Genomic DNA, 21456 nt, shown 5'->3' on the forward strand with positions numbered 1-21456 from the left:
AGGGCCCGCCGGGCTGTTGCGGGGCTCGCCGGGCTGTTGCGGGGCTCGCAGCGCTGCTCGGCCCTTCAGCGCTGCGCGCTTCGGTCTGGCCTGCGGCCACCCCTACACATCCCTAGGCCGGGGCCATTTTTTTCAGGCTGCTCTTTACTCCCCAACCCTTTGCCCATGTTTTCACGCCTTTTTTCTGCTCCGCCCTCGGCCTTTTCGGCTGTTAGTACCTTGATTGTCAAAGTGACTTATCGCTGCAATTTAGATTGTTTGTATTGCTATGAGAAAGTAAGCAAAACGGGCCAAGATATGTCTATTGAGCAGTTTAAAGAGCTGGTAGATTTGAGTTTGGGCCAAACTTCTTCTCCTCAACTCACTTTTCTTTTTCATGGGGGCGAGCCTACCCTCTTGCCCATTCCTTGGTATGAGGAGGGCCTAGATTATGCCTTGAGCCAGGCCAAAAAATGGGGAAAAACGGTTCATTTTGCCATGCAAAGCAATTTGGTCCGTCTAAAAGAGGAGTATATTCAGTTATTTCAGCGCTATAAGATAGCCTTGGGGGTGAGTTTGGACCAGCCCGTTTTCCTGCTAGACGACAGCCAGCGAGGAGGCGAGACCAAGGTCTTCAAGAACTTTAAACGCCTACAGGCCGCCAAGGTCAAAGCGGGGGTTTTGGCCACCATCAACAGCAGCAACTACCCCAACTTTTATACCCTTTGCGAATGGCTGTGGAGCGAGGCCAAGCAGCGCTCTTTTAAGGCCAATGTGGTCACGCCAGTGGGGGCTGCCCATGGGCAGCCCCCACTGCAGGCCGAGCAAATTTTTATGGCCCAAAAAGCCATTATTGATTATATGATAGCGACCCAAGGACAGGCACTCATAGAGAGTAATATTGCCTTAGAGTTGGGCCGTTATTTTGAGCCAGAGCAAGCGCAAAGCACCCTTTGCCATGAAAAAACCTGTGGGGCGGGCCGTTCGGCTTTGGGGATTACGCCAGAGGGGCATTTGTTGCCTTGTGGGCGCTTTGCTTGGAACGAGCCGGCTTACTATTTGGGCCATCTTTCTGAGCAGCGACAAGCCAGCCGAAAAGAAAAAAAGCAATTGGCCCAGAAAATTGCCGACTTTCATGCGCAAAAGCCAGAAAACTGGTACGATTGCGAAAGTTGTCCCGCCCAAAAAGTCTGCGGTTATGGCTGTCAGGCCTTCATTCTCCGCTCCGAGGAGCAAGCCAATTTGGACTGCCTGCCGACCAAAATGCGCTTTGCCTATTATCAGGAAAAAGAAGTGGCTTTAAAGGCTGTTTTTGACAACATCCAAAAGCGGCAGGCGGGTCCCAGTCGCCAATTTCGGATTAAGGACCAAAACGGGCAATGGAAAAGCTACAAACTTTAGGCGGGCCGAAGAACAGCCTTTAGCCTGAAAAAGGGAGATGAGCGGCCCAGCGCTGCGCAGCGGTGGCCGCAGGCCAGACCCAGCGGGCGAAGCCCGCGCAGGGCCGAGCAGACCTGCGAGCCGCGGAGCATAGCGGCGGCCAGCGAAGCTGGCCGCGGGCCCCAAAACCCAGTAATTATAAACAAATTAAGCTAGGGCTAGCAAGCGTTGCTCCACAGATTTGAGCAGGCCAAAAAGCGACTGAAAATTGTCTAGATAATAATAGACCGACTGCATTTCGTGCTTATGAAAATGGTGTTTCAAAACGCTTTCGAGCAGAAAGGGGCGGAACTCGCAATTTTGGCCTTTATGGACCTGAATACTTTCGCCGAAAGAGGACAAAATGCCTGCCCCATAAATGGCTTGGCCCTGAGCATTTTTGCAAACGCCAAACTCGATAGTAAACCAATATAGGCGTTCGAGAGCGGCCACGGCATCGGGCAGATGAGCGACTTGCAAGCCGATGCGGCCGAACTCCTGCATAAAGTCGGCATATTGGGCATTAAAGAGGAGGGGAATATGGCCAAAAGTATCGTGAAACATATCGGGTTCCTCCAGATAATCGAGTTCCTCCATTTTTCGGAGCCAGCAAGAAGAGGGGAATCGGCGTTGGGCCAGTAGGGCAAAAAACTCCTCTACGGGAATCAGGCCGGGCACCAGCTCGATACTAAAATTCTGTTCTTTTTGGAGCAGGGGCGAAAGCTCTTTAAAATTGGGAATAGCTTGGCCATTTAGGGCCGATTGGGCGGCCTTTAGGGCGGGCCAGAGTTCGGGCACCGCCTTATCTTCTAGGTTTTCCCATTGGCGTTTGAACAAAAGTTGCCAAACGGCTTGATCTTCGGCTTGATAAGCCTCATAATTTTGCTGCATCATGATTTTGCGCATAAAAAAACCCGCTTTCTGCTTAGAGAAAGCGGGCTGTATTAAAGTATAAATGTATCTTTAGACAGGCAATAGAACGCTTACTCTAGCGGGGGCAGAGCAGCATAATAATAGCGCTGTAATTGAGTTTGTTTCATCTTTGATTATCTTAAGCGCTCTAAATCAAGCGTTTTAAGGAATAAGGGCAAAGAAAGCAGGCCTTTTGCGAAAATCCAAGTTTTTTATTAGTTTTTTGTCATTGAACTCAAATTAATCCTATGCACACACATTATCACATTCGACTTTCACAGGATGGGCAACTTTGGGCAGAATTTTCATTGCCCGAGGAGGCGGAGGCTAGTCTTTTGCTCAACTCATTAGAAACGATCTTGGACCTTTATCGGGAAGAGGACATTCATTTTTTGTTTAATGAGCGAAAAATCACGGCGGGGCCTGCGCAAAGAGAGCAGGAGCAATCCATTTTAGAATTGAGTCTGGCAGAACTTTGGGGAGATTTGGATGAGGCCTTATTGGTTTTGAACGGGCAAATTTGGAAGCTCTACCTTTTGGACCGGGCCTTAGAAGGGCCTGCTGAGCCGCAGCTTTTGGAATTGGGGCCGCAACTGCAGGAAGTTTGGCAGGAGCCGGCTTCTTTATTGGAAGAATTGACCAATATGTTGGAAATGGCGCCTTTGCCATTGGAGGAAGAGGAAGACGACAACCCTTATACTGTTCAGGAATTGGCTCTTTTTCAGACCCAGATGGAATTTAAGAAAATCCAGTTTCGTCAGTACAAAGCCTTGGGAGAAAGAGCCATGCAGCAGCTGCCCGAGGCCGAGTTATTTCGGCAATTTTCTGCTGATCAAAACAGCATAGCCATTATTGTGCAGCACCTTTGGGGCAACATGCGTTCTCGTTGGACCGACTTTTTGAACACGGATGGCGAGAAAGACTGGCGAAACAGAGACAATGAATTTGAGCTATACCTCAAGGACCGCAAAGCGGTGATGGACTACTGGGAAGAGGGCTGGTTGTTTCTTTTCAATGCGCTAGACCAATTGGAGGCCAAAGACTGGGACCGCAATGTTTACATTCATGGTGAGGAGCATTATGTTTGGCAGGCGATAGATCGGCAACTGGCTCATTATAGTTATCATATTGGCCAGATTGTACTTTTTGCTCGCATCTTTAAACAAGATCCTTGGGAAAGTCTTTCTATTCCCAGAGGCAAATCGGCGGAATACAACCAGATGATGCGAGAGGAAAACGAAAGAGAAGACTAGCGTTTGGGCGGGCTTATTCTGAGGAAGAAAAGGCCCGCTTTGCTATGATTTTTTTTGAAAAAGCTGGATATTGAGCAGTTGTAAATGAACCTAGGCTGGAGGTGGAGACTTGAGCCTATAATAGCGCAGATGAGGAAATTATTCTGCTGGATAAGGTAGCCAAGCAAAAACTATTAACGGATGAGGAAATTAAATCCTTAAAAGCCAAGAAACTAATCGAGGGAAGAAAGCCCAACTTTCATATTTCCTCAGAAGTAGCTAAAGCATCGGGAGATAAAGCAAGGTATATAAAGCAAAGAGGGATTGACGATAAGTTTTATGAACAGTTAATTATTCAATATTTGAATAAATTTCAAGTAGCTAGTAGCGCTGACCTTAAAAAACTACTACTCGATAAATTACCTGAAATTTTAGCTCCCAAACAGAAAGAAAATAAAATCAGAAATATGTTGCAAAAGATGAAGCGCAACTCACTAATTAAGCTAAATGAAAACCGAGAATGGCAACTCGTTTAATTTAAACGGGATTTAAACGGGATTTAAACGGGATTTAAACGGGATTTAAACGGGATTTAAACGGGATTTAAACGGGATTTAAACGGGAAATTAATGCAAAGTACTGGAAATCAAAAACATAAGTCTCGTTTAATTTGGTTTAAAAAAATTTAATTTAATCGAATTAGCTATTTTTAAATGATAGAAATTTAAGCCTCAGGAATCGACTAATTAGTCAACTAATCAAAACATTTTTACACAAAGCGCTGTATTTTACTAGAAAATTAGGGTATAATCATCCAATATTTTCATATATAGGCAAAGCAAAAATCAGAACCACCAAATATCAATGATAAATGTCTACTAAAAAGAAACTACATATTCCCATCTTGGCCGATATGGCTGCTGCGGGCCAAGAGCCCGAGGTCCTTTTTTGGGTAGGTTGCGCAGGCAGCTTTGACGATAGAGCCAAAAAAGTAACTGTGGCCTTTAGCAAGCTGCTTTCGGCGGCGGGGGTAGAATTTGCCATTTTGGGCAAAGAAGAAAGTTGTACTGGAGACCCTGCTCGCCGAGCTGGAAACGAGTTCATCTTTCAGATGCAAGCCATGCAAAACATCGAAACGCTCAAGATGTATAATGTGAAGAAGATCGTGACGACTTGTCCGCACTGCTTCAATATTCTAAAAAATGAGTATCCTGTTTTGGGTCTAGAAGGGGTTGAGGTATTGCATCACACCCAGCTCATTCAAAGTCTATTGGCGGAGGGTAAATTGACTGTAGAAGGCGGTAGCTTTGCAGGCAAGACCCTGACTTACCATGACTCTTGCTACTTAGGTCGAGCCAATGATATTTATGAAGCGCCTAGAGCTATTTTGGAGAAAATTGATGGCCAATTGACTGAAATGCAGCGTTCTCGCTCTAAGGGACTTTGCTGCGGAGCGGGTGGAGCCCAGATGTTTAAGGAAAATGAGCCTGGTGACAAGCGAATTAATATGGAGCGGGCTGAGGAAGTCATTGCTACAGGGGCCGACTATGTTACGGCCAACTGTCCTTTCTGCATTACTATGCTTCAGGATGGACTCAAAGCAGAAAATGACAAGCGCCAAAGTCCTATTATGGTCCTTGACCTTTCTGAAATGATTGTAGAAGCCAATAAACTGTAAGCCTTATGGCCAATTTTGATGCCTTTTCGCCCAATAGCCGACTTTGGATTTATCAGGGGCAGCGCCCTTTTACTGCAGAAGAACAGGCAGAATGGAACCCCAAACTACAGGCCTTTGCCAGCTCTTGGTTGAGCCACCAAAGACAACTTAAAGCTTGGGGCGGGATTTTGCAAGATTACTTTGTGGTCTTGATGGTTGATGAAGAGCAAGCCGATGCTAGTGGCTGTTCTATTGATAAATCTGTTGCTTTTATTAAGGAGATGAGCCAAGCTACTGGCCAAGACCTTTTTGAGCGGATGTTCTTTTTGTATCGCAATGAAGAGGGCCAAATTGAAGGCCTTCCCTCTACTGATTTTGCCGCGGCCTTTGCTGAAGGTAAAATCAAAGCGGATAGCCCCGTTTTCAATAATTTGGTCCAAACCAAAGCCGAACTAGAAAGCAAATGGGAAATTCCCCTAGAAGAGAGTTGGCATAAGAACTTTGTTTAGGGTTTGTTTAATCCTTAGCCCTTAAACAAATATGGCCTCCTCCGCTTTTAAGAGAGAAGAACATTTAGAACCGAAGTGGAGCTCACTCCCTTCACAAAAAAAGAATTATGGCACTTACGCATTCTAATATGCTGCCCCTAGGCAGTTCCGCTCCAGCTTTTCAACTGCCTGATACTGTTTCGGGCCAAAGAAAAAGCCTAAGCGAGCTGCAATCTGATCAAGGAACCCTTGTCTTTTTTATTTGTAATCACTGCCCTTATGTCATCCATATCTTGCCTGAGCTCAAACGCCTAGCCCAAGATTATCAGGCAAAAGGAATTAGCTTTATCGCCATTAGCTCTAATGATGTAGAGAACTATCCCGATGATTCTCCCGAAAAGATGAAGGAACTGGCCCAAGAAGAAGGCTGGGACTTTCCCTACCTCTATGATGAGGATCAAAGCGTGGCCAAAGCCTATGATGCCGCCTGTACGCCCGATTTCTACCTCTTTGATGGAGAAGCAAAACTGGCCTACCGTGGTCGTCTAGATGACTCTCGTCCCAATAGCGGAACGCCACTAACTGGCGCAGATTTAAGAGCCGCCCTAGATGCTGTACTCGCTAAACAAGCCGTTAGCGAAACGCAATATCCTAGCGCCGGCTGTGGTATTAAATGGAAAAAATAACCCTATGCATCAAGCATTTTTATGGGAAATAAAGCAGGGAGGCCAAGCGCCTCCCTCTTTTGTCTTGGGCAGTATGCACAGTACCGACCAAAGAGTATTTGGCGGACTAGAACAACTAACTGCTTTGCTTAAAGAAGTAGAATACTTTGCCCTAGAGTTTGATAGCCAAACGCTAAATGAAGAACAACAGCTTCAGCTGCATTTGGCCCAACAACTTCCCCAAGGACAACAACTTTCAGACTTGGTTTCGCCTAGTATTTGGCGCAAGCTCCAAGAACTCTTTGCTCAAGAATTGGGCATGCCTTTTTTGCTGGACCAATTGGTCCATAGCCGCCCTATGCTCATTCCCCAATTCTATAACCAATGGAAAAGCGCTAAGGATTATCCCATGGCCTTAGACCATTATCTCCTGCAGTTGGCCCAAACAGAAGAATTGCAAATTGAAAATCTAGAGACCTTTGAGGAAATGCTCTCGGTCTTTGAAAACTTGCCCATAGCCCCTCAAATCTGGGCCCTCAAAAAATTTGTCTGTCAGAGAGGCAAACAATGGAAGAAGTTTCAGCAAAGTCTAGACGCTTATGCCGCAGGCAATCTGCCCTACCTGCTCAAGCAACAACAAAAGGTTTCGGGCAAAAGCAGAAGGGTCATCCTCCTCCAACGCAACCAAGCCATTTTGCCCCGTATGCAAAAACTCATGAAAAAAGGCCCCAGCCTAATGGTCCTTGGCCTCTATCATCTGATTGGCAGCCAGGGCTTGTTGCGCAGCCTCAAACAAAAAGGCTATTTAGTACGCCCTTTGTTTTAAAGCTCCCCAAAGCGGCCTTCGGCCGCTTTTTTTGCCCCCTACTCTAGCTTTTCTAAGCCCCCAAATTCTGCCTGCCCCTGGGCCAACATGGCTTTGCGAGCCGATAATTCTACTTTCTCCGATTTTTGCAAACAAGAGAAGTCCGCCGCCAAAATGGCTTGGAGCTCCGCCAAAACTTCTTCCCGACTCAACCAGTAGTGCTCCGTCAAAAAGATGTCGTCTAATAGCTTTTGCTTAAAGGGATCTAAGGCTTGATCTAAGTTTAAATCGCTCTGATAAAGCGCATCCAGCCGCTCAAAAAGGGCCAAATGCTGCCCCCGACCCAATAGGCTGTATTCCCGATTTTCTTCCAACAAAGCTATGCTCCAACTCCCCAGAGAATAACCCAAACTGTCTAAAGGATAGGCCGCATAAAAAAGCTCCACCAATTGGTCATCTAAGCTGTCTGCCGTCTGCTCGGCCAACTTCCCCCAAAATCTGTAATCCCGATACAGCTGATATTCGGTTTTGGGGGCTGGCAAATAGACCAAATAACCCGGCAGTACATGCTGCAACCAAAAGAAATTGGCCAAACTATCTGCCGAACTTAAGGCCAAGGCCTCATTCACCCGCTCCTCCAAGGCCAATTCTAGGTTTTCGCCCTTTTTATACAACATCCGAAAAGCAGGCAAACTCTGAATCTCTGCTGCTTCTCGCTGATATTGCTTGACCTCCGCAGCCAACTCGTCGCCAAAAAAGAAGTATAAACGCCGATCTAACCAAAGCCGCTGCAAATCCTCCGAGGGCAGGCTGTCAAAGCTCAAACTCCCCCCAAATAACCAGCCCTTATAGCCATCTGCCGCCTCTACTTCTAGCCAGGGCTCCCTATGGTCCACCCCCTCCAAACGGATCAAACTTTCGGCCTTGCTCATCCGCCCCAAATACCGAAAACTACTGCCTTTGTGGTAGCTCCGCAAACTTTTTGCCCCCCAATCTGGCGCCGCTTTCAACTCCCCTTCTCGACTGCTCAGGCTCAGGCTGGCTCCTTGCCCATCTGTCGATATGTATAGGCTGCTGTCTGCGGTTTTGGGCGCTTTTTCTGGCCCTTCTAGCAGCGGTTCCTGGCCTTGCTCTTCGGTACAAGAAAACAATAACAAACAGACAATCAAGGATATAGCGGAATATATTTTCATCTTTTTTTTTATTTTGGGGCTGCCCCGCCCTGCGGGCGGGTCGGGCTGTGTCAGGGCTCGCAGGTCTGCTCGGCCCTTCGCAAAAAAGCTGCGCTTTTTTGCTCGGTCTGGCCCTGCGGGCCACCCTTATCCATCCCTCAGCCGAGGGCCAGCCGCCAAGCGCTTTAGCCTAAAATTTTTATCAAAGAAGGGCCAAACAATTAATTAGATCATTGCGAAGCAATACCATTTTGGCCTAGCGATGTGCAGCAGTGGCCGTCAGGCCAGACCGAGCCGCTGAAAGCGGCGAAGGGCCGAGCGAACAGCGAGCTGCGAAACGTAGCGCCGCAAGGCGAAGCCGCAGCGGAGGCCCCAAAACATCCTAATCCTCCTGAGAAGAAGACAACAAACTGTTTTGCGCTTGTCGCTCTTGGCCAAAAGTCAGAATCTGCCGAATAAAATCGAAGGGCTGATAACCATTGATGGCCGTTTGGTGGAAGATGCAGGTGGCGGGCGTCATGCCGGGCAAAGAATTGACCTCAATGACCAGGGTTTCGGCTCGGCCATCGGCATAAATGCGGACAAAAGCATCGATTCGGGCATAGCCCGTAACCCCCAAAATGCGGGCCGCCTGCTCTAAATCGGCCTTAATTTGGGCCGCCAAGGGCGCATATTCAAGTTCGCCAACAGCCAAGCGAGCAGGGGTAATATTTTGTCCCTCTCCCGCCAAAAACTTCTCTTCCAACGATAAAATCTCGCCAGAAGCCAAGGTTTCAGAAGGCTCAAAAACCTCATAGCGGATGCTTCCATCGGCCTCATGATGACAAAGTAGGCCCACGGTCACCTCCAGAAAATGCAGGGCATCTTTTTGCTCCACCAACTGCTCTAAAAGGGCATATTGCTTTTGGGGAAACTCCTCTTTGGGCAAAATGGCTAGGCGCTCTTGGGCAATTTTTGGCAAAATATCCTCTTCACGGAAAAGGGCCGCCAAAAAGGCCTCCAATTCCGCCTCATTTTTGATCTTTTTCACGGCAGAGCTACAGCCATCATCTACTGGCTTGGCAATCAGGGGCCAGCCTAGTTTTTCGCCTGCTTGCTGCAGACTTTGTTCAGGCTGGGCCAAATAATCGCTTTTGCTCAAAAGGATTTGCTCGGTCACGGGCAGGCCAGCGGCTTTCAGCTTTTGGAGACTTTGGTACTTATCAATCGTCAAGGCAGCAGAATCGGCCTCCGAACCATTAAAAGCGATGCCTCTTTTGGCCAACTCTCTTTGGAGCGCGCCATCCTCGCCGGGGCGGCCATGCAAAGCGATAAAGGCCAGACGGGTCTCCTCGCTTAATTCATCAAAAGAGAGCGAGCGGGGATCTAGGCGGCTACTTCGGCCAGAAAACTGATTAGCAATATGAGCCGTTTCTTGGCGAATCTTTTGGATAATGGGATGTACCTTATAATTTAATAATTTATCGCGAATATCGTCGGCATTATCCTTTAGCAAAAGGTTGATTGGTAATTCGTAGAGCTGTTGGTCCTCCGCCTTGCCCGTCAGGAAAACGGGAAAAGGCAGATAATCTGCAGAGCTGGCCAACTTCTCATAAATATTGCGGCCACTTTCTACCGAAATATGGCGTTCGGAAGAATAACCGCCTAGAATAACCGCCACCTTTTGGAGTTCGGCAACCTCTCCTTCTAGGCGTTGCATCTCGCTTTCCAATCGGGCCAATAATTGGCCATAATTATTGGGGCGCAGGCATTTTCGGCTGCGGGCCAAAAGCGAGCGATGAATAATAAAACTGAGAAAATGCGAGGGATTGAGGCCAATTTCGGCCGCTTGATGGAAAAAGAAAGAAGAAGGCAGCATGCCCGAAGTCGTATTCGGATCATTGAGAATAATGCGGCCATCGGCTTGAATAAAACCATCGATTCGGGCATAAACATCAAACTCCAAAAAGCGGAACAGCCGTTCGCACTCTTGGCGGATCGCTTGGATTTGGGCCTCGGGCAAATCAATAGGGGTTAACTTACGCGAGAGTCCAGCCAAATACTTAGAGCGATAATCAAAAAGCTCTTTGCCCTTGATAATTTCGGTGGGGGGCAAAGCAATGGCTTGGCCATCCTCATCTTGAATCACGACACAGGAAAACTCTCGGCCCTCAATAAAGCCCTCTAATAAAACGCTTTCCTCTCGGTATTGGCTTTGGAGTCGGAGCTTGGGGCTATGTCCCTGCCCCAATTCCTTATCGAGTAGGGCCAATAATTGCTCGGGATGATAGAGCAACTGTTTATCTTTTTTTGGGCCTTCCACCTCTAGCGGGAAGCCGAGGCCAGAGCGAATATCGAGCAATTTCCGCATCCATTGGATCTGCTCCTCTCGGCTCATTTGCTGCCAGTCTTCGGCGCTAATTTCGAGGCCAAAAAAGGCATTTTCTAGGGCATCGAGAAGGTCTTCAGCCTGCTCGACAATACGCACACCGATAGAAGAACCTTGATTGGAAGGGCGGACCACCAAGGGGAAACCCATCTCTTTTTTGAGCTGCTCCAGATTGGGCAATTCGCCGCTCCAGTCTTTGGCCCAAATTTGTTGGATGGGAGGACTTTCAAAGCCGCCTGCCTGCATCATTTTCTTCTGGAAACTTTTGTCCATGCCCAGGCTACTCGCTCGGATGCCAGAGCCACTATAGGGAATCCCCAAAGCTTCTAACATCCCTTGAAGTTGACCATCTTCGCCCCATTCGCCATGCAGACTCAGAAAAGCAAAATCGATCAATTCGGGCAATTCGCTAAAGCTAATTGGGCGGCCAATTTGGGCCAGCAACTCCTTAGAGGCCTGCTTAGAAAGGCCTAGGCTTTCCACATAAATCTGAAAATGGTGTGGGCTAGGCGGCAGTGCCTCTACTGGGGGATAAAAATCTCGGATACTGCCCTTATAGAGATACTCCCAATCGAGTAGGCAGAGTTGGCCAAAACTATCCACAAAAATAGGGATGGGCCGAAAAAGTTGTTTATTTAAATTATCGTAGACGGTCCGGCCACCTGCAAAGGCGATTTCGCGTTCTCGAGAGGGGCCAGCCAGAAATATTCCAATGTTCAACATAGGTGCAAGGCAGATTTATAATGATGGGCGCAAAGGTAGCAGATTTTTTAGAGAGTTGAGTTTTTAGCGAATAGAGAGTAAGCACAGGGGAGTATTTCGCCCTAAAATAAAAGGCCCCGACAAAATTGTCGGGGCCTAGAACAAGCAGTTAGTTAGCTTAATATTATTGTACCGTTACCGTAATAGTTTGGCTAAAGTTGCCATGGCAAACGGTAATATTTGCGGTTCCGCCGCTGAAAGAAGTGGCAGAAATTTCTCCGTTGAAATCAACATCTGCTACTTGGATATTATCTGAGCAGTAAACGATTGGCGCACCAACAATAGCGGTAGCGCCAGCATCTACTACCTCCGCAGAAATCTGAGCCGTTTGGCCAAAGCTAAGCGTCACATTAGAAGAACTATTGAGATTGAGGCCTGCCGCATTGGGGTCGGCTGTACCACAATTACAAGAAGAACCTACAGCCACAGAGAGAATACTTACGCCAGGAAATACCTCAGGATCATTAGCATCAGCAGCAATCACAAAAGTAGACATACCTGGGTTGGCTGAAGATTTTACGGTAGCCAAACCATTGTTGTCAATAGTAGCTACATCAAAAATGGGAAAGCCAAAAGTAGGAATTTGCCAGCTGACATTAGAGGTTGCTTGGGGGTTGTTAAGCACCAACTCGCCATTGCTACGCACTACATCATATTTGGTAGCGCTATATTGCTGTGTATTGCCAGCAGCTACAGAAGCATTTAGCGGATCAAGCGTAATTACTTTATTGGGGCTAACTTCTAGTTGAGCTTCGCCAACTACACCTTGGGCCATAGCATAGACCTTAGTACTTCCGATAGTTTGGGGGCTGATATTTCCATTAGCATCAATTGTTGCAATAGAAGGATCAGCTACCGTCCAGTCAAAAGTGACTGTTTTTTCATTGCCATCCATATCATAAGCCTTGGCGGTATACTGAGCAGTTTCTGTTTTGAGGATGACTTGGCTAGCGGGACTAACCACCACACGCTGCACAGGCAACTCAATCACAGGAGGAGCCAAGACAGTAACGGGCACCTCTACAACAGGGTTACCGTCAATGCCCGAAGCCGTAACTGTAATGATACAGTTTCCAGCCCCAATAAAACTCAACTCTCCAGAAGCATTTACCGTAGCTACGGTATTATCGCTAGACTGATAGCTATAAGTGGGTGAAGAGGTCCCTAGATAAACGGCCTCCATCTGAATATTCGGGAAATCACTATCGACTAAAACAGCTGCAGGAGCCACGGCAAAAAGTGCGGGAGTCTGTATAGCCAAAGGCGCAGAACTAGTCAAGGTCGTTCCACCAACCGTTACCGAAGCCTGAATAGTGGTTGTTCCAGCTGCAACCACTGTAACCGCCCCATTGCTAGCAATAGTGGCTACATCAGTATTTGCACTCGACCAGCTGACATTGCTAGCTGCCGTGCGATTGCCCTCAGTATCTAGCAAAACAGCCGTATAAGTTAGGCTGCCATCCATAAGCATGGTCTGAGCACCATTTTCAATTACAAGCATTTGATTGCTAGCATCCTGATTGTCTCCATTATTATCTTCATCTTTTTTACAGGAGGTCAAGGCTAAAAAAAGTAGACTAAAAAGTCCTAAATAATTTAAAATTTTCATCTTAAAATGTTGAATGTTAATTAAGTGGCTTGTTCCAGCCGCCGCCAAGGTCTAAAAACATGCCAAGACAGCATTAAGCAAGCATTCAAACAACAAACCAACAATTGCAAAAATTTGAAAATCAATTATATATAAAACATGAAAATTAGTTCCTTTTTCAGGAAGATTTCTTTCCTTCTTCTAAGGGTCTATTTCTACTTTAGCCCCAATTGCCAGCCCAAACTCAACTGAATAGAGCGCCCTTCTGCGGGTAAAATACCTGGACCAGGATAAGCCGAAGCTCTACGGCTGAAATAAGCTTTGTTCAATAGATTATTTACATTTAATCCCAAGCGAAGGGCTTTGTACTGATAACTAAAACTAGCATCCCAAACGCCATAGGCGGGAATACGGCCCAAAACCGCATTAGCCACCAGTTCCGCATTGCTGGCATCGCTAAAATGACTTCCCGTATAAGCGTATTGCAGACTAGCTTTGTAGTTTCCTAAATAAGCCTGTAAGCCGAGGCGCCAACTAATGGGCGGCACCAGCTCCAATAATTTGCCCTGAGCAAAGGTATTGGCCGTTTTGGTATAGCGGCCATCCAAAATGGAAAAGTTGTTAAAGAACAACAGGCCCTTATCCTCTTTGATACTTTTAAATAAGCGCAGAATATCCCATTCTATAAGGCTTTCTAGGCCCAAAACACGAGCGTTTCCAATATTAGAGCGATAAGAAATGAGCTGAATTAAGTCGGGATTTTCAGGATCGGACCGACTCGTTGAAATATTCCCAATCCGATCTTGGTAGGCCAAATAGAACAAAGAAAAATCAAAGCGGAGATGCCGGCCCCAACGGCCCCGAAAGCCCAAATCGGCATTAAAGCCACTTTCATCCTGCAAATCGGGATCAATGACTTGGTTGGGATTGACCAAGCGCAAATCATTAAAGTTGATGGCCCGATAGTTCTGCGAAATATTGCTGTAAATTTCTAATTGGTCCTTGGGCCGATAGCTCAAGCCAATCCCCAGCAGAAAAACAGAGCGATTGCGGCCCCGCTGCTCATAAATGGCTTCATTGCGCAGAGTATCGGCCCCCTCCGCGCTAGGCTGTACCAATAAATCTTGATAATAACCATCGGCTTGGGTTTGAATATATTCATAGCGCAAACCTGGCGTAATGCTCCAGCCCTTACCCAAACTAAAGAAGTTTTCGGCAAAGGCAGCAAAGTTAAAACTAGGAAAATTATAGTCTGAATTGAGGATGCCTTTCGCAGGCTCCAAAAAGGTAAAATCGGCACGGCTGCCGGTGCTATCGGCATTGGCTAGGCCTTGAGCTTGGGTGGTAAAGCCTTTGTAGAGGCGAACGCCCCCCAAAAGAACGCCCATTTTTTTGGCCCCAATCTTATAGCGGTGCATGATTCGACTTTCTTGCCCAAAGTTTTGGTATTGGCCCTTAATCAGCTGTCTTGGTCCCCCATAATCGACCCGATTGATGGCTTCTAAATTGCCCAAAGATTGACGGCCTGCAAAAAGCGCAAACTGCCGAAAATTAAGCTTAGTATTTTTGGCCAAACGATAATTGATATCTAAAGCCGTAATGGCCCAATCTACCCGAAACCAGTTGCGGGGACGCTTAGCTTGACGAGGATTTTGCCGAAACTCTAAATCGGTCAAACCGCCAGGCTGCTGCGCCAGATAAGACATATAGGTTTGCTCCAAAGACAAACTCAACTTTTCGGTCCACTGATAATGCAAGCCCAAATAGGCCGTATGCTGCTCAAAAGCAGAGTTGGGCCGCCAGCCATCGCCTCTTTTATATTGATGAAAGGCATAATAACGCAGCTTTCCTTTTTGGCCCTCCAAGCTATTAAAGCTCGAATAAAAGCCAAAAGAACCGCCCGTTTGTTGGCCCGTCCAAAGCAATTTATAATCCTTATTTCCCCGCTTCATTCTAAAGTTGAGCAAACCGCCAAACTGCGTTCCATACTGCAAGGAAGCCGCTCCCCGAATCAACTCAATGCCTTCTAGGGCCAAAACAGGAGGTGTATAATAAGACTCTGGATAACCCAATGCATCGGCACTAATATCATAGCCATTTTGGCGAGTGTTGAAGTTGGAACTGCGGTTGGGGCTTAGGCCGCGGCCGCCAATATTGAGCTGAATGCCCGAATTGTCATTCTCCCAAATGTTTAAGCCTGCAATTTTTGCATAGACCTGTCGGCTGTTATTGGCGGCCAAATTGCCCTGCAACTTACTCGCCTTGATGATAGAGGACTTTTTGGCGGCCCCAATCAGCATTTTGTCCCAATCTACGGCCCGAAATTGCTGCAAACCATAATTCCCCTCTTCGGCCTGCACATAAACCGTGGGGCCCTGCCCGCCCAAAGGCTGCAAAATAACTTGCAAAACCGTATCGATAGGCAGTTGCAGCACTAAAGATCGGCCCTGAAACCCCTCTGCATAAACATCCAATTGATAGGGGCCAGCGGCCAAACTATCAAAGCGAAAAAAGCCCTGGGCATCGCTTTTAGTTAGGGTCGTTTTCTGGACCAAAAACAGCTCGGCCCCAGCAATGGCTTGGCCCAAACTATCTGTTAATTGGCCCTGAAGAGCCGATTGCGCTCCTGCCAAAACAGGGAGCAAAAAGAAAAAGAGATAGCCATAAAGTCGCATAAACTCCTTTTGTTTTAAATTAAACGTACTGAAGTAATAAATAGAAGTCTGCCTAGGATGTTGATTTTTTGGGGCTGCCCCTGCGGCCTACGGCCTTGGGTCGGGCTGTTTCGCAGCTCGCTGATCGCTCGGCCCTGCGCTTTTTCACTACGTTCAAAAGCTGGGTCTGGCCTTCGGCCACTGCTGTCCATCCCTCAGCCTGCGGCGGCTTTGCCGCCTGCTAACGGTGGCTGCAACATAAACCCTACAGCAAAAATGGTCCTGCGCTGCAAGGCGGTATAAATTGAGGGCCGAAGAAAATGGCCAAAAGAGAAAAAGACCGTTGAGCGGCTTAGCGCTGCGGAGCGGGTGGCCGCAGGCCAGACCAAGGCGGCTTGCCGCCGCAGGGCCGAGCAGACTTGCGAGCCCCGCAGCATAGCGCCCCGCCGCCTGCGGCGGCGGGGAAGCCCCAAATTAGTCCCTATGAAAAGGAAGCAACCAACTGGGACTACTAAAAAGCGCTGCTTTTTCTTGGGCCAAATTGACCTGAGGATCTACCAAGCGCTGGCTAGGGCGGCCATTGAGGCTGACCTGAGCGTCTAGATAAACCTCTGGGTTTTGATAGCCTTCTTCTGTTTGGTAATAATTGGCCAAATAATGGGCAAACTGCAAAAGCATATCAGGTTGATAGGCCATCATCAGCTCCTGTTTTTCATTGAGATGGTCCAGATTATTGACCCAGCTCATTTTGCCCGTTTGGCCATCGACTACCTTAAACTGAGCATAGCCCCTTTTCTCGACCAGCATGACCATCCAAGAAAAGCGGAAGCCCTGTTCCTGCCAAAGGACATTGCCCGCATAGAGATGATGTCGCAGCGGAAAAAGCGCCTGAAAAAGCAGAAAAGACAGCAAAAAATAGCGTTGAAAAGGGGGAAGAACGAGCTCTAGTTTTAATTTAGACAAAGTCAAATTAAAAATTTGAGCAAAGGTAGCAATTATTTTTTCATGAAAATGGCTAGAGAAAAAAATTGTGGTGCAGGCCATCATCAGGTAGGGAAAAATGCCGATATAGAAGAGGGCGGCGGTGGCTAGGTGGAAGCAAATGACAAAAAAGTAGGCATATTTTCGGCTTTTGGACCAAAGGAGAAAAAAGCCAATACTGAGATCGAAGGCGGCGCCAAAACAGGCAAAAATGGGGGGCAGCCAGCTCTTGCAGAGGAGAGGGCCAAAGATTGGAAAATCGGATAGTTGGCCCAGCCAGATGCGCAGAGGTTGGGCTAAAACGAGCCAATCGCTTTGCAACTTGGCCAAGCCGGCAAAAAAATAGACCAGCACAAAAAGCAGTCGGGGCGTCCATATATATAGAGCGGGAACCTTGACCAAAGTCACCGAGATCGGATAATCTAGGGAAAAAGCGCGATGAGCGGGCAGGATCCAAAGCAGCAGGGCTAGCAAAGCGACCAGGTAGTAATGATTGAGATAATGCGTCAGGTCCAAAAGCTCTACATAAGTAAAGCAAGCAAAAAAAATCCCGGCAGAAAATTTATATTTATAGCCTAGGGCGATACCGAGGCCAGCGGCAGCCATCAAAAAAAAGCAGGCATAAAGGGCTGTTGCGGGCAATTCGGGCAGCCAATGCGTACCCCAAAGGCGGAAGGCAAACTGGGGTTGGATATAGAACTTATCGACCCAGCCGAGCAGCAGCATTCGCAGAGAGAGCCAGCAAGCGATCAGGCCAAAAATGATTCTGAGGCTAATGAGGGGGGCGATACTTTTGGGTTGGTCTAAAGCGAGCATAAGGATGAATTTTATGGGCGCAAAGGTAGACAATAGGCGCAAAAAAATGCTTGGGCCTAAAAAAAGAGAAAGAAAGCTCTATCTTATCTACTGAAAATAGAGAAAGCGCAATATTTCGCAATCCGTGAAATACTAGGAGCGCTTTTATTGGCGTTTTCCATAAGATCGAGGGCATCTCCCTCAGATTTTTAAGACAAAATTAACATATTTGATTTTTTCTTTTTAAAGTCAAGAGAGCCGACAAAAGTTGGTATCTTGAGCCGTACAGACGAATCACAAGACAGAACATTACCATTTCTTCACCTCTACATACTGTTAGTAGCATGCGCATAGGACTACTTAGCTTTTGTTTGATGTTTAGCTTTGGGCTATTAAAAGCTCAAGCCGGTTATCAGCCCCCTTTTCCTTATGAAATTGGTCTTCAGATTGGGACCTCTCAATTTTTGGGTGACCTTGGTGGGCAAAGTGAGGCTGGTCGCCCATTTATTCGGGACACCGATCTCAAGGCGATTCGCCCTTTAATTGGCGCTTTTGGGCGTTGGAATATTGGCCCTTATTTTTCTGCACGTGCAGATTTGAACTACCTTCAATTGGCGGGAGATGATGCGCTTGCGGGTAGTGGATTTAGTGGCGAGACACGTTCAGAGGACCAAGCTTGGTATCGTTACTACCGCAACTTGAGTTTCCGTTCGCATGTATTTGAGGCCTCTATTGCTGGGGAGTTGATTCCCTACAACTTTGAGTTGGGTGGAGGTTATCAGAGCTATAGTGTGATTTCTCCTTATGGATTTATTGGGGTGGGTATTTTCCACTTTAATCCTCAGGCGCAGTATGATGGGCAGTGGGTAGACCTACAGCCTTTGTCTACAGAGGGCCAGGGTTTGGTAGATGGTCGCACGCCTTATAGTCTTACTCAATTTAATGTACCTTTGGGCTTTGGCGTAAAATGGAATTACAACGATCAGTGGGCGCTTTCTTTTGAGGTAAACCACCGATTGACCTTTACGGATTACATTGATGATGTTTCTGTGGACTATGTTGATCCTCAGGTCTTCTATGATAACTTTGCGCCTGAGCAAGCGGCCTTATCTGCTGCTATGGCTCGCCGCTCTGTAGAGATTGATCCCGGCCTAGTGAATGGTTATGTATCGGCTCCGGGCGAGCAAAGAGGAGACCCCAAAGATAATGACTCTTATTATACGATTGCCCTTCGTTTTAGCTACTTCTTTGATGCTAACTCTTTGGGTGGCGGTCGTCGTTATGGTTGTCCCGTTTGGTAGACTAAAGCCAGCGATGAATTGAAATAGAAAAGCTGAGTAGGTGAAAGCCTGCTCGGCTTTTTTTGTGGGGGTGTATATGTTATTTTTAACGCTTTTTGTTGTATATCTCTAGATATAGTTGTACTTTAGTTAAAATTCTACTTTTCCCAAAAGCTAAAAAACTCAAGCTAACTGCTTATCGTTTAAAGTGCATAATCAAGCAGCAAAAACTTTATATGCTATGGATTTATCAATTCAATATGGAAGGTCTAAAAGTATATTAGATTCGCTTTCTGATGAGGCATCTACAGCATCTAGTATAAGTTGGATAGAGCGCCTGCTTTTAATTTTCATTATCAACAGAGTGAATAAAAAGCTCTCTAAATTAAGTGCTGGCATTGAGGCTAAAATTAGCTCAGAAAAACAAGCTAAAGAATACCACAAACTCTATTTGGTAGCCCAAAAGCTCTCTAAAGAAGACATTCAACTCCAAGCCTCTACTTCTTATCATTTTTTGGAGGGTCGAGTAATCAAAAAAGCCCTACAAACACAAAAGCTACTCCTTGAAATCAAGGAAAAATTAGCTGTAGTTTTATTTCCTACTCCCGAAAAGGTAGATCGAGCAACATTTTTCAAAGAGTCGAAACGCATTAAGGATTTTTTTGATGATTTAGATGATGAGGACACGGACCAAGCCTACTTAAGTTATCATCCAGATTTACCTCAATAATATATGAGTTCCTCCTTTGAAGTTGGTGATGTCGTCATCTGTGCCGTATTTTATGAAGAGCGTCTTGAAACCAAAAGACGGCCTGTTGTTATTGTAGAAAAATACAACGACTCAAGTTATGCGGTGAAAGTAACTAGCACAAATATCCCTAGGAAATTTCCTGGGAAGTATAAAGGGAGATGGATTGAAGAAGGAAGCGAAGCCTACAAAATGATGGGGCTAAGAAAAGCTAGTTTTGTATATCACCAAAATTCCGGCGCCACAACAATAAGTAATGTTATGTTTACTCACGTAATTGGTCGTTACCCTTATATTGAAGAGCTTTTACAAGATCTTATAGAAGAAAATGTTTAATATTTTTCAGTGATAAAAAACAACACCTATAAAAAAAAGCGGCCTTCGGGCCGCTTTTTTTCATCCCCCATCTCGGTATAACTTTGGTACAACTCCCCCTAAAAACAAGGCAAATCTAGGCCTTTTTCCAAGAGTACAGTAATGCGCAAAAATGGCGGATAAGTCCCTGACAGATAGGCTAAAACAAAAAAAGCAGCTAGTGAAAACTAGCTGCTTTTGTGATTCCAGCAGGACTCGAACCTGCAACCGTCTGCTTAGAAGGCAGATGCTCTATCCAGTTGAGCTATGGAACCAACTGCAGCGCAAATATGGCAACTTTTAATCAATTGGCCAAATATTTTACCTACTTTTTTGAGCAAAGCCCCTCCCCCAGGCCCTATTGGCCCAGCGCTGCGGAGGGGTGGCCGAAGGCCAGACCAAAGCCGCCAAAGGCGGCTGCAGGGCCGAGCAGACCTGCGAGCCCCGCAGCATAGCGGCGGCCGAGCGAGGCGAAGCCGAGCCGGCCGCGGGCCCCAAAATAATTATCGAACAGAAGAACGAAATACCTGCTGGCCGTACTCCCAGAGAAATTTGAAGACCAAGAAAAAGAGGAAAAACGAAAGCCCAATTTGCCAAAGCTTTTGAAAAGGAAGGACCATTTTGTGCATCAGCAAAAGGAGCAAACCCAGAGCCAAAGCAGCCGTGATGAGCAGTTCGTAGAGCTCGCCAAACCAAGGTAAGGCCTTCATTTTTAGGCCTTTTTTTCGGAGAATCATAAATACAATGACCGCCGAAATTAAGGGTAAATAATAGACGCTAAAACTTAGTTCTAATAGATTTTTTTGGTTCATCATGATGCTGTAGAGCCAAAACACCCCAGAAATAAGGGCCGGAATAGCCGTGCCATAAACCAAAGAGGAATACATATAACCATAGGCGCTAGAAGCTGGCGATGGCCCCGAAATAATATTGAGCAATAAAGCCATAAATGGCAACAGCAAAAAGTAAAAGAAGAGGGCCACGGGGTCCTGATGAAGCAAGGCAATGAGTTCTTCGATCTGCATAATTTTGGGAATGGATTTTGGCAATACAATACTGGATTTTAAATCTAGGAATAAATCATTACTTTTGTAAACTTCCGCAGACGGAACTTAAAACTACTACAAAATGAAATCCTTAGCACTAGTATTCAGCTTTCTACTCGCAGGTCTAGGCAGCGGCCTTTTGGCCCAAAACCCTTCTGATGGCCTCCACTTTTGGAAAGTCCTGAGCAAAGTGAAGTATAAATCAAAAATTGATATCGAAAGCGGGACCCTGATCTATACACCAGTTTTTAATAGAAGCATCAAAAAACTAGATGGCAAAGAGATCGTCCTCAAAGGCTATGTGATTCCCGCCGACCTTAGCGGAGGCCGCATGACCCTCTCCGCCTTCCCCTATAGCTCTTGCTTTTTTTGTGGAGGCGCCGGCCCCGAATCCGTTATTGAAATCGATGCAAAAACGCCCATTATCTACCGGATAGATAAACCAATCACGCTCAAAGGAAAACTCAAACTCAATAGCGAAGACCCCCTCCGCCTGATGTATATCCTCAAGGAAGCTGATTACTACGAAGGCAGTTAATGCCCGAAAAATA

At 46.6% G+C, this 21456-nt stretch carries 18 protein-coding genes and 1 tRNA gene; 11 read left to right on the forward strand and 8 right to left on the reverse strand.

Annotated elements, in window-relative coordinates; translation table 11 throughout:
• Positions 1 to 165 precede the first annotated feature (165 nt).
• The gene (locus SGRA_RS04820; RefSeq protein WP_015691473.1) at positions 166 to 1380 is read left to right on the forward strand and encodes a radical SAM/SPASM domain-containing protein; all 1215 of its coding nucleotides are present in this window, start codon (positions 166 to 168) and stop codon (positions 1378 to 1380) included.
• A gap of 186 nt (positions 1381 to 1566) precedes the next feature.
• On the opposite strand, the gene SGRA_RS04825 is transcribed toward SGRA_RS04820, so the two are convergent.
• Entirely contained in the window at positions 1567 to 2292 is a 726-nt protein-coding gene (locus tag SGRA_RS04825) for a phenylalanine 4-monooxygenase (protein WP_245538638.1), read from the reverse strand.
• A gap of 266 nt (positions 2293 to 2558) precedes the next feature.
• On the opposite strand from SGRA_RS04825, the gene SGRA_RS04830 reads away from it, so the two are divergent.
• The 6 genes from SGRA_RS04830 (at position 2559) to SGRA_RS04850 (ending at position 7178) form a co-directional block, all read left to right on the forward strand.
• On the forward strand, positions 2559 to 3563 hold the full coding sequence (locus SGRA_RS04830; RefSeq protein WP_015691475.1) for a DUF1572 family protein: 1005 nt from the start codon (positions 2559 to 2561) through the stop codon (positions 3561 to 3563).
• Positions 3564 to 3904: 341 nt separating this feature from the next.
• Entirely contained in the window at positions 3905 to 4078 is a 174-nt protein-coding gene (locus tag SGRA_RS23765) for a hypothetical protein (RefSeq protein WP_015691476.1), read from the forward strand.
• Between the two features lie 335 nt (positions 4079 to 4413).
• The gene (locus SGRA_RS04835; protein ID WP_015691477.1) at positions 4414 to 5220 is read left to right on the forward strand and encodes a (Fe-S)-binding protein; all 807 of its coding nucleotides are present in this window, start codon (positions 4414 to 4416) and stop codon (positions 5218 to 5220) included.
• Between the two features lie 5 nt (positions 5221 to 5225).
• Entirely contained in the window at positions 5226 to 5708 is a 483-nt protein-coding gene (locus SGRA_RS04840) for a hypothetical protein (protein ID WP_015691478.1), read from the forward strand.
• Between the two features lie 107 nt (positions 5709 to 5815).
• Positions 5816 to 6373 (forward strand): thioredoxin family protein, encoded by a 558-nt coding sequence (locus SGRA_RS04845; protein WP_015691479.1) that lies wholly within the window; start codon positions 5816 to 5818, stop codon positions 6371 to 6373.
• A 4-nt stretch (positions 6374 to 6377) separates the two neighbouring features.
• A complete protein-coding gene (locus SGRA_RS04850) occupies positions 6378 to 7178 on the forward strand; it encodes a TraB/GumN family protein (protein WP_015691480.1) in 801 nt (266 codons plus the stop codon).
• Between the two features lie 38 nt (positions 7179 to 7216).
• Here the strand turns inward: SGRA_RS04850 and SGRA_RS04855 are convergent, their stop codons facing one another.
• The 5 genes from SGRA_RS04855 to SGRA_RS04880 all read right to left on the reverse strand — a co-directional run bounded on the left by SGRA_RS04855 (position 7217) and on the right by SGRA_RS04880 (position 17498).
• Entirely contained in the window at positions 7217 to 8350 is a 1134-nt protein-coding gene (locus SGRA_RS04855) for a hypothetical protein (RefSeq protein ID WP_015691481.1), read from the reverse strand.
• A gap of 361 nt (positions 8351 to 8711) precedes the next feature.
• Positions 8712 to 11420 (reverse strand): D-alanine--D-alanine ligase family protein, encoded by a 2709-nt coding sequence (locus SGRA_RS04860; protein ID WP_015691482.1) that lies wholly within the window; start codon positions 11418 to 11420, stop codon positions 8712 to 8714.
• Between the two features lie 163 nt (positions 11421 to 11583).
• Complete coding sequence (locus tag SGRA_RS04865; protein ID WP_015691483.1) at positions 11584 to 13068, reverse strand: Ig-like domain-containing protein; 1485 nt, start codon at positions 13066 to 13068, stop codon at positions 11584 to 11586.
• 194 nt (positions 13069 to 13262) lie between these two features.
• Complete coding sequence (locus SGRA_RS04870) at positions 13263 to 15722, reverse strand: TonB-dependent receptor (RefSeq protein WP_015691484.1); 2460 nt, start codon at positions 15720 to 15722, stop codon at positions 13263 to 13265.
• Between the two features lie 453 nt (positions 15723 to 16175).
• Entirely contained in the window at positions 16176 to 17498 is a 1323-nt protein-coding gene (locus tag SGRA_RS04880) for an HTTM domain-containing protein (protein ID WP_015691486.1), read from the reverse strand.
• Positions 17499 to 17821: 323 nt separating this feature from the next.
• Between SGRA_RS04880 and SGRA_RS04885 the strand changes: the two genes are divergently transcribed.
• From SGRA_RS04885 to SGRA_RS04895, 3 genes are all read left to right on the forward strand, one after another.
• Entirely contained in the window at positions 17822 to 18778 is a 957-nt protein-coding gene (locus SGRA_RS04885) for a DUF6089 family protein (RefSeq protein WP_015691487.1), read from the forward strand.
• Between the two features lie 220 nt (positions 18779 to 18998).
• The gene (locus tag SGRA_RS04890) at positions 18999 to 19487 is read left to right on the forward strand and encodes a hypothetical protein (RefSeq protein WP_015691488.1); all 489 of its coding nucleotides are present in this window, start codon (positions 18999 to 19001) and stop codon (positions 19485 to 19487) included.
• Between the two features lie 3 nt (positions 19488 to 19490).
• Positions 19491 to 19841 carry a hypothetical protein gene (locus SGRA_RS04895; RefSeq protein WP_015691489.1) on the forward strand — a complete coding sequence of 117 codons (351 nt, stop codon included), beginning with the start codon at positions 19491 to 19493 and terminating at the stop codon, positions 19839 to 19841.
• A 219-nt stretch (positions 19842 to 20060) separates the two neighbouring features.
• Here the strand turns inward: SGRA_RS04895 and SGRA_RS04900 are convergent.
• Both SGRA_RS04900 and SGRA_RS04905 read right to left on the reverse strand, forming a co-directional pair.
• Positions 20061 to 20134, reverse strand: a tRNA-Arg gene (locus SGRA_RS04900).
• A 228-nt stretch (positions 20135 to 20362) separates the two neighbouring features.
• On the reverse strand, positions 20363 to 20884 hold the full coding sequence (locus SGRA_RS04905; protein ID WP_015691491.1) for a hypothetical protein: 522 nt from the start codon (positions 20882 to 20884) through the stop codon (positions 20363 to 20365).
• Between the two features lie 103 nt (positions 20885 to 20987).
• Between SGRA_RS04905 and SGRA_RS04910 the strand changes: the two genes are divergently transcribed.
• Positions 20988 to 21443, forward strand: a complete 456-nt coding sequence (locus tag SGRA_RS04910; RefSeq protein ID WP_015691492.1) for a hypothetical protein — start codon at positions 20988 to 20990, stop codon at positions 21441 to 21443.
• The last annotated feature ends 13 nt before the right edge of the window (positions 21444 to 21456 follow it).

It is taken from the genome of Saprospira grandis str. Lewin (assembly GCF_000250635.1).
Taxonomy (GTDB): Bacteria; Bacteroidota; Bacteroidia; order Chitinophagales; family Saprospiraceae; genus Saprospira; species Saprospira grandis.

Coding starts and splice junctions, on each gene's coding strand:
- SGRA_RS04840 (WP_015691478.1), top strand. CDS start 5,226: ATGGCCAATTTTGATGCCTTTTCGCCCAATAGCCGACTTTGGATTTAT.
- SGRA_RS04895 (WP_015691489.1), top strand. CDS start 19,491: ATGAGTTCCTCCTTTGAAGTTGGTGATGTCGTCATCTGTGCCGTATTT.
- SGRA_RS04890 (WP_015691488.1), top strand. CDS start 18,999: ATGGATTTATCAATTCAATATGGAAGGTCTAAAAGTATATTAGATTCG.
- SGRA_RS04855 (WP_015691481.1), bottom strand. CDS start 8,350: ATGAAAATATATTCCGCTATATCCTTGATTGTCTGTTTGTTATTGTTT.
- SGRA_RS04880 (WP_015691486.1), bottom strand. CDS start 17,498: ATGCTCGCTTTAGACCAACCCAAAAGTATCGCCCCCCTCATTAGCCTC.
- SGRA_RS04850 (WP_015691480.1), top strand. CDS start 6,378: ATGCATCAAGCATTTTTATGGGAAATAAAGCAGGGAGGCCAAGCGCCT.
- SGRA_RS04835 (WP_015691477.1), top strand. CDS start 4,414: ATGTCTACTAAAAAGAAACTACATATTCCCATCTTGGCCGATATGGCT.
- SGRA_RS04910 (WP_015691492.1), top strand. CDS start 20,988: ATGAAATCCTTAGCACTAGTATTCAGCTTTCTACTCGCAGGTCTAGGC.
- SGRA_RS04860 (WP_015691482.1), bottom strand. CDS start 11,420: ATGTTGAACATTGGAATATTTCTGGCTGGCCCCTCTCGAGAACGCGAA.
- SGRA_RS04830 (WP_015691475.1), top strand. CDS start 2,559: ATGCACACACATTATCACATTCGACTTTCACAGGATGGGCAACTTTGG.
- SGRA_RS04845 (WP_015691479.1), top strand. CDS start 5,816: ATGGCACTTACGCATTCTAATATGCTGCCCCTAGGCAGTTCCGCTCCA.
- SGRA_RS04870 (WP_015691484.1), bottom strand. CDS start 15,722: ATGCGACTTTATGGCTATCTCTTTTTCTTTTTGCTCCCTGTTTTGGCA.
- SGRA_RS04905 (WP_015691491.1), bottom strand. CDS start 20,884: ATGCAGATCGAAGAACTCATTGCCTTGCTTCATCAGGACCCCGTGGCC.
- SGRA_RS04825 (WP_245538638.1), bottom strand. CDS start 2,292: ATGATGCAGCAAAATTATGAGGCTTATCAAGCCGAAGATCAAGCCGTT.
- SGRA_RS04865 (WP_015691483.1), bottom strand. CDS start 13,068: ATGAAAATTTTAAATTATTTAGGACTTTTTAGTCTACTTTTTTTAGCC.
- SGRA_RS04820 (WP_015691473.1), top strand. CDS start 166: ATGTTTTCACGCCTTTTTTCTGCTCCGCCCTCGGCCTTTTCGGCTGTT.
- SGRA_RS04885 (WP_015691487.1), top strand. CDS start 17,822: ATGCGCATAGGACTACTTAGCTTTTGTTTGATGTTTAGCTTTGGGCTA.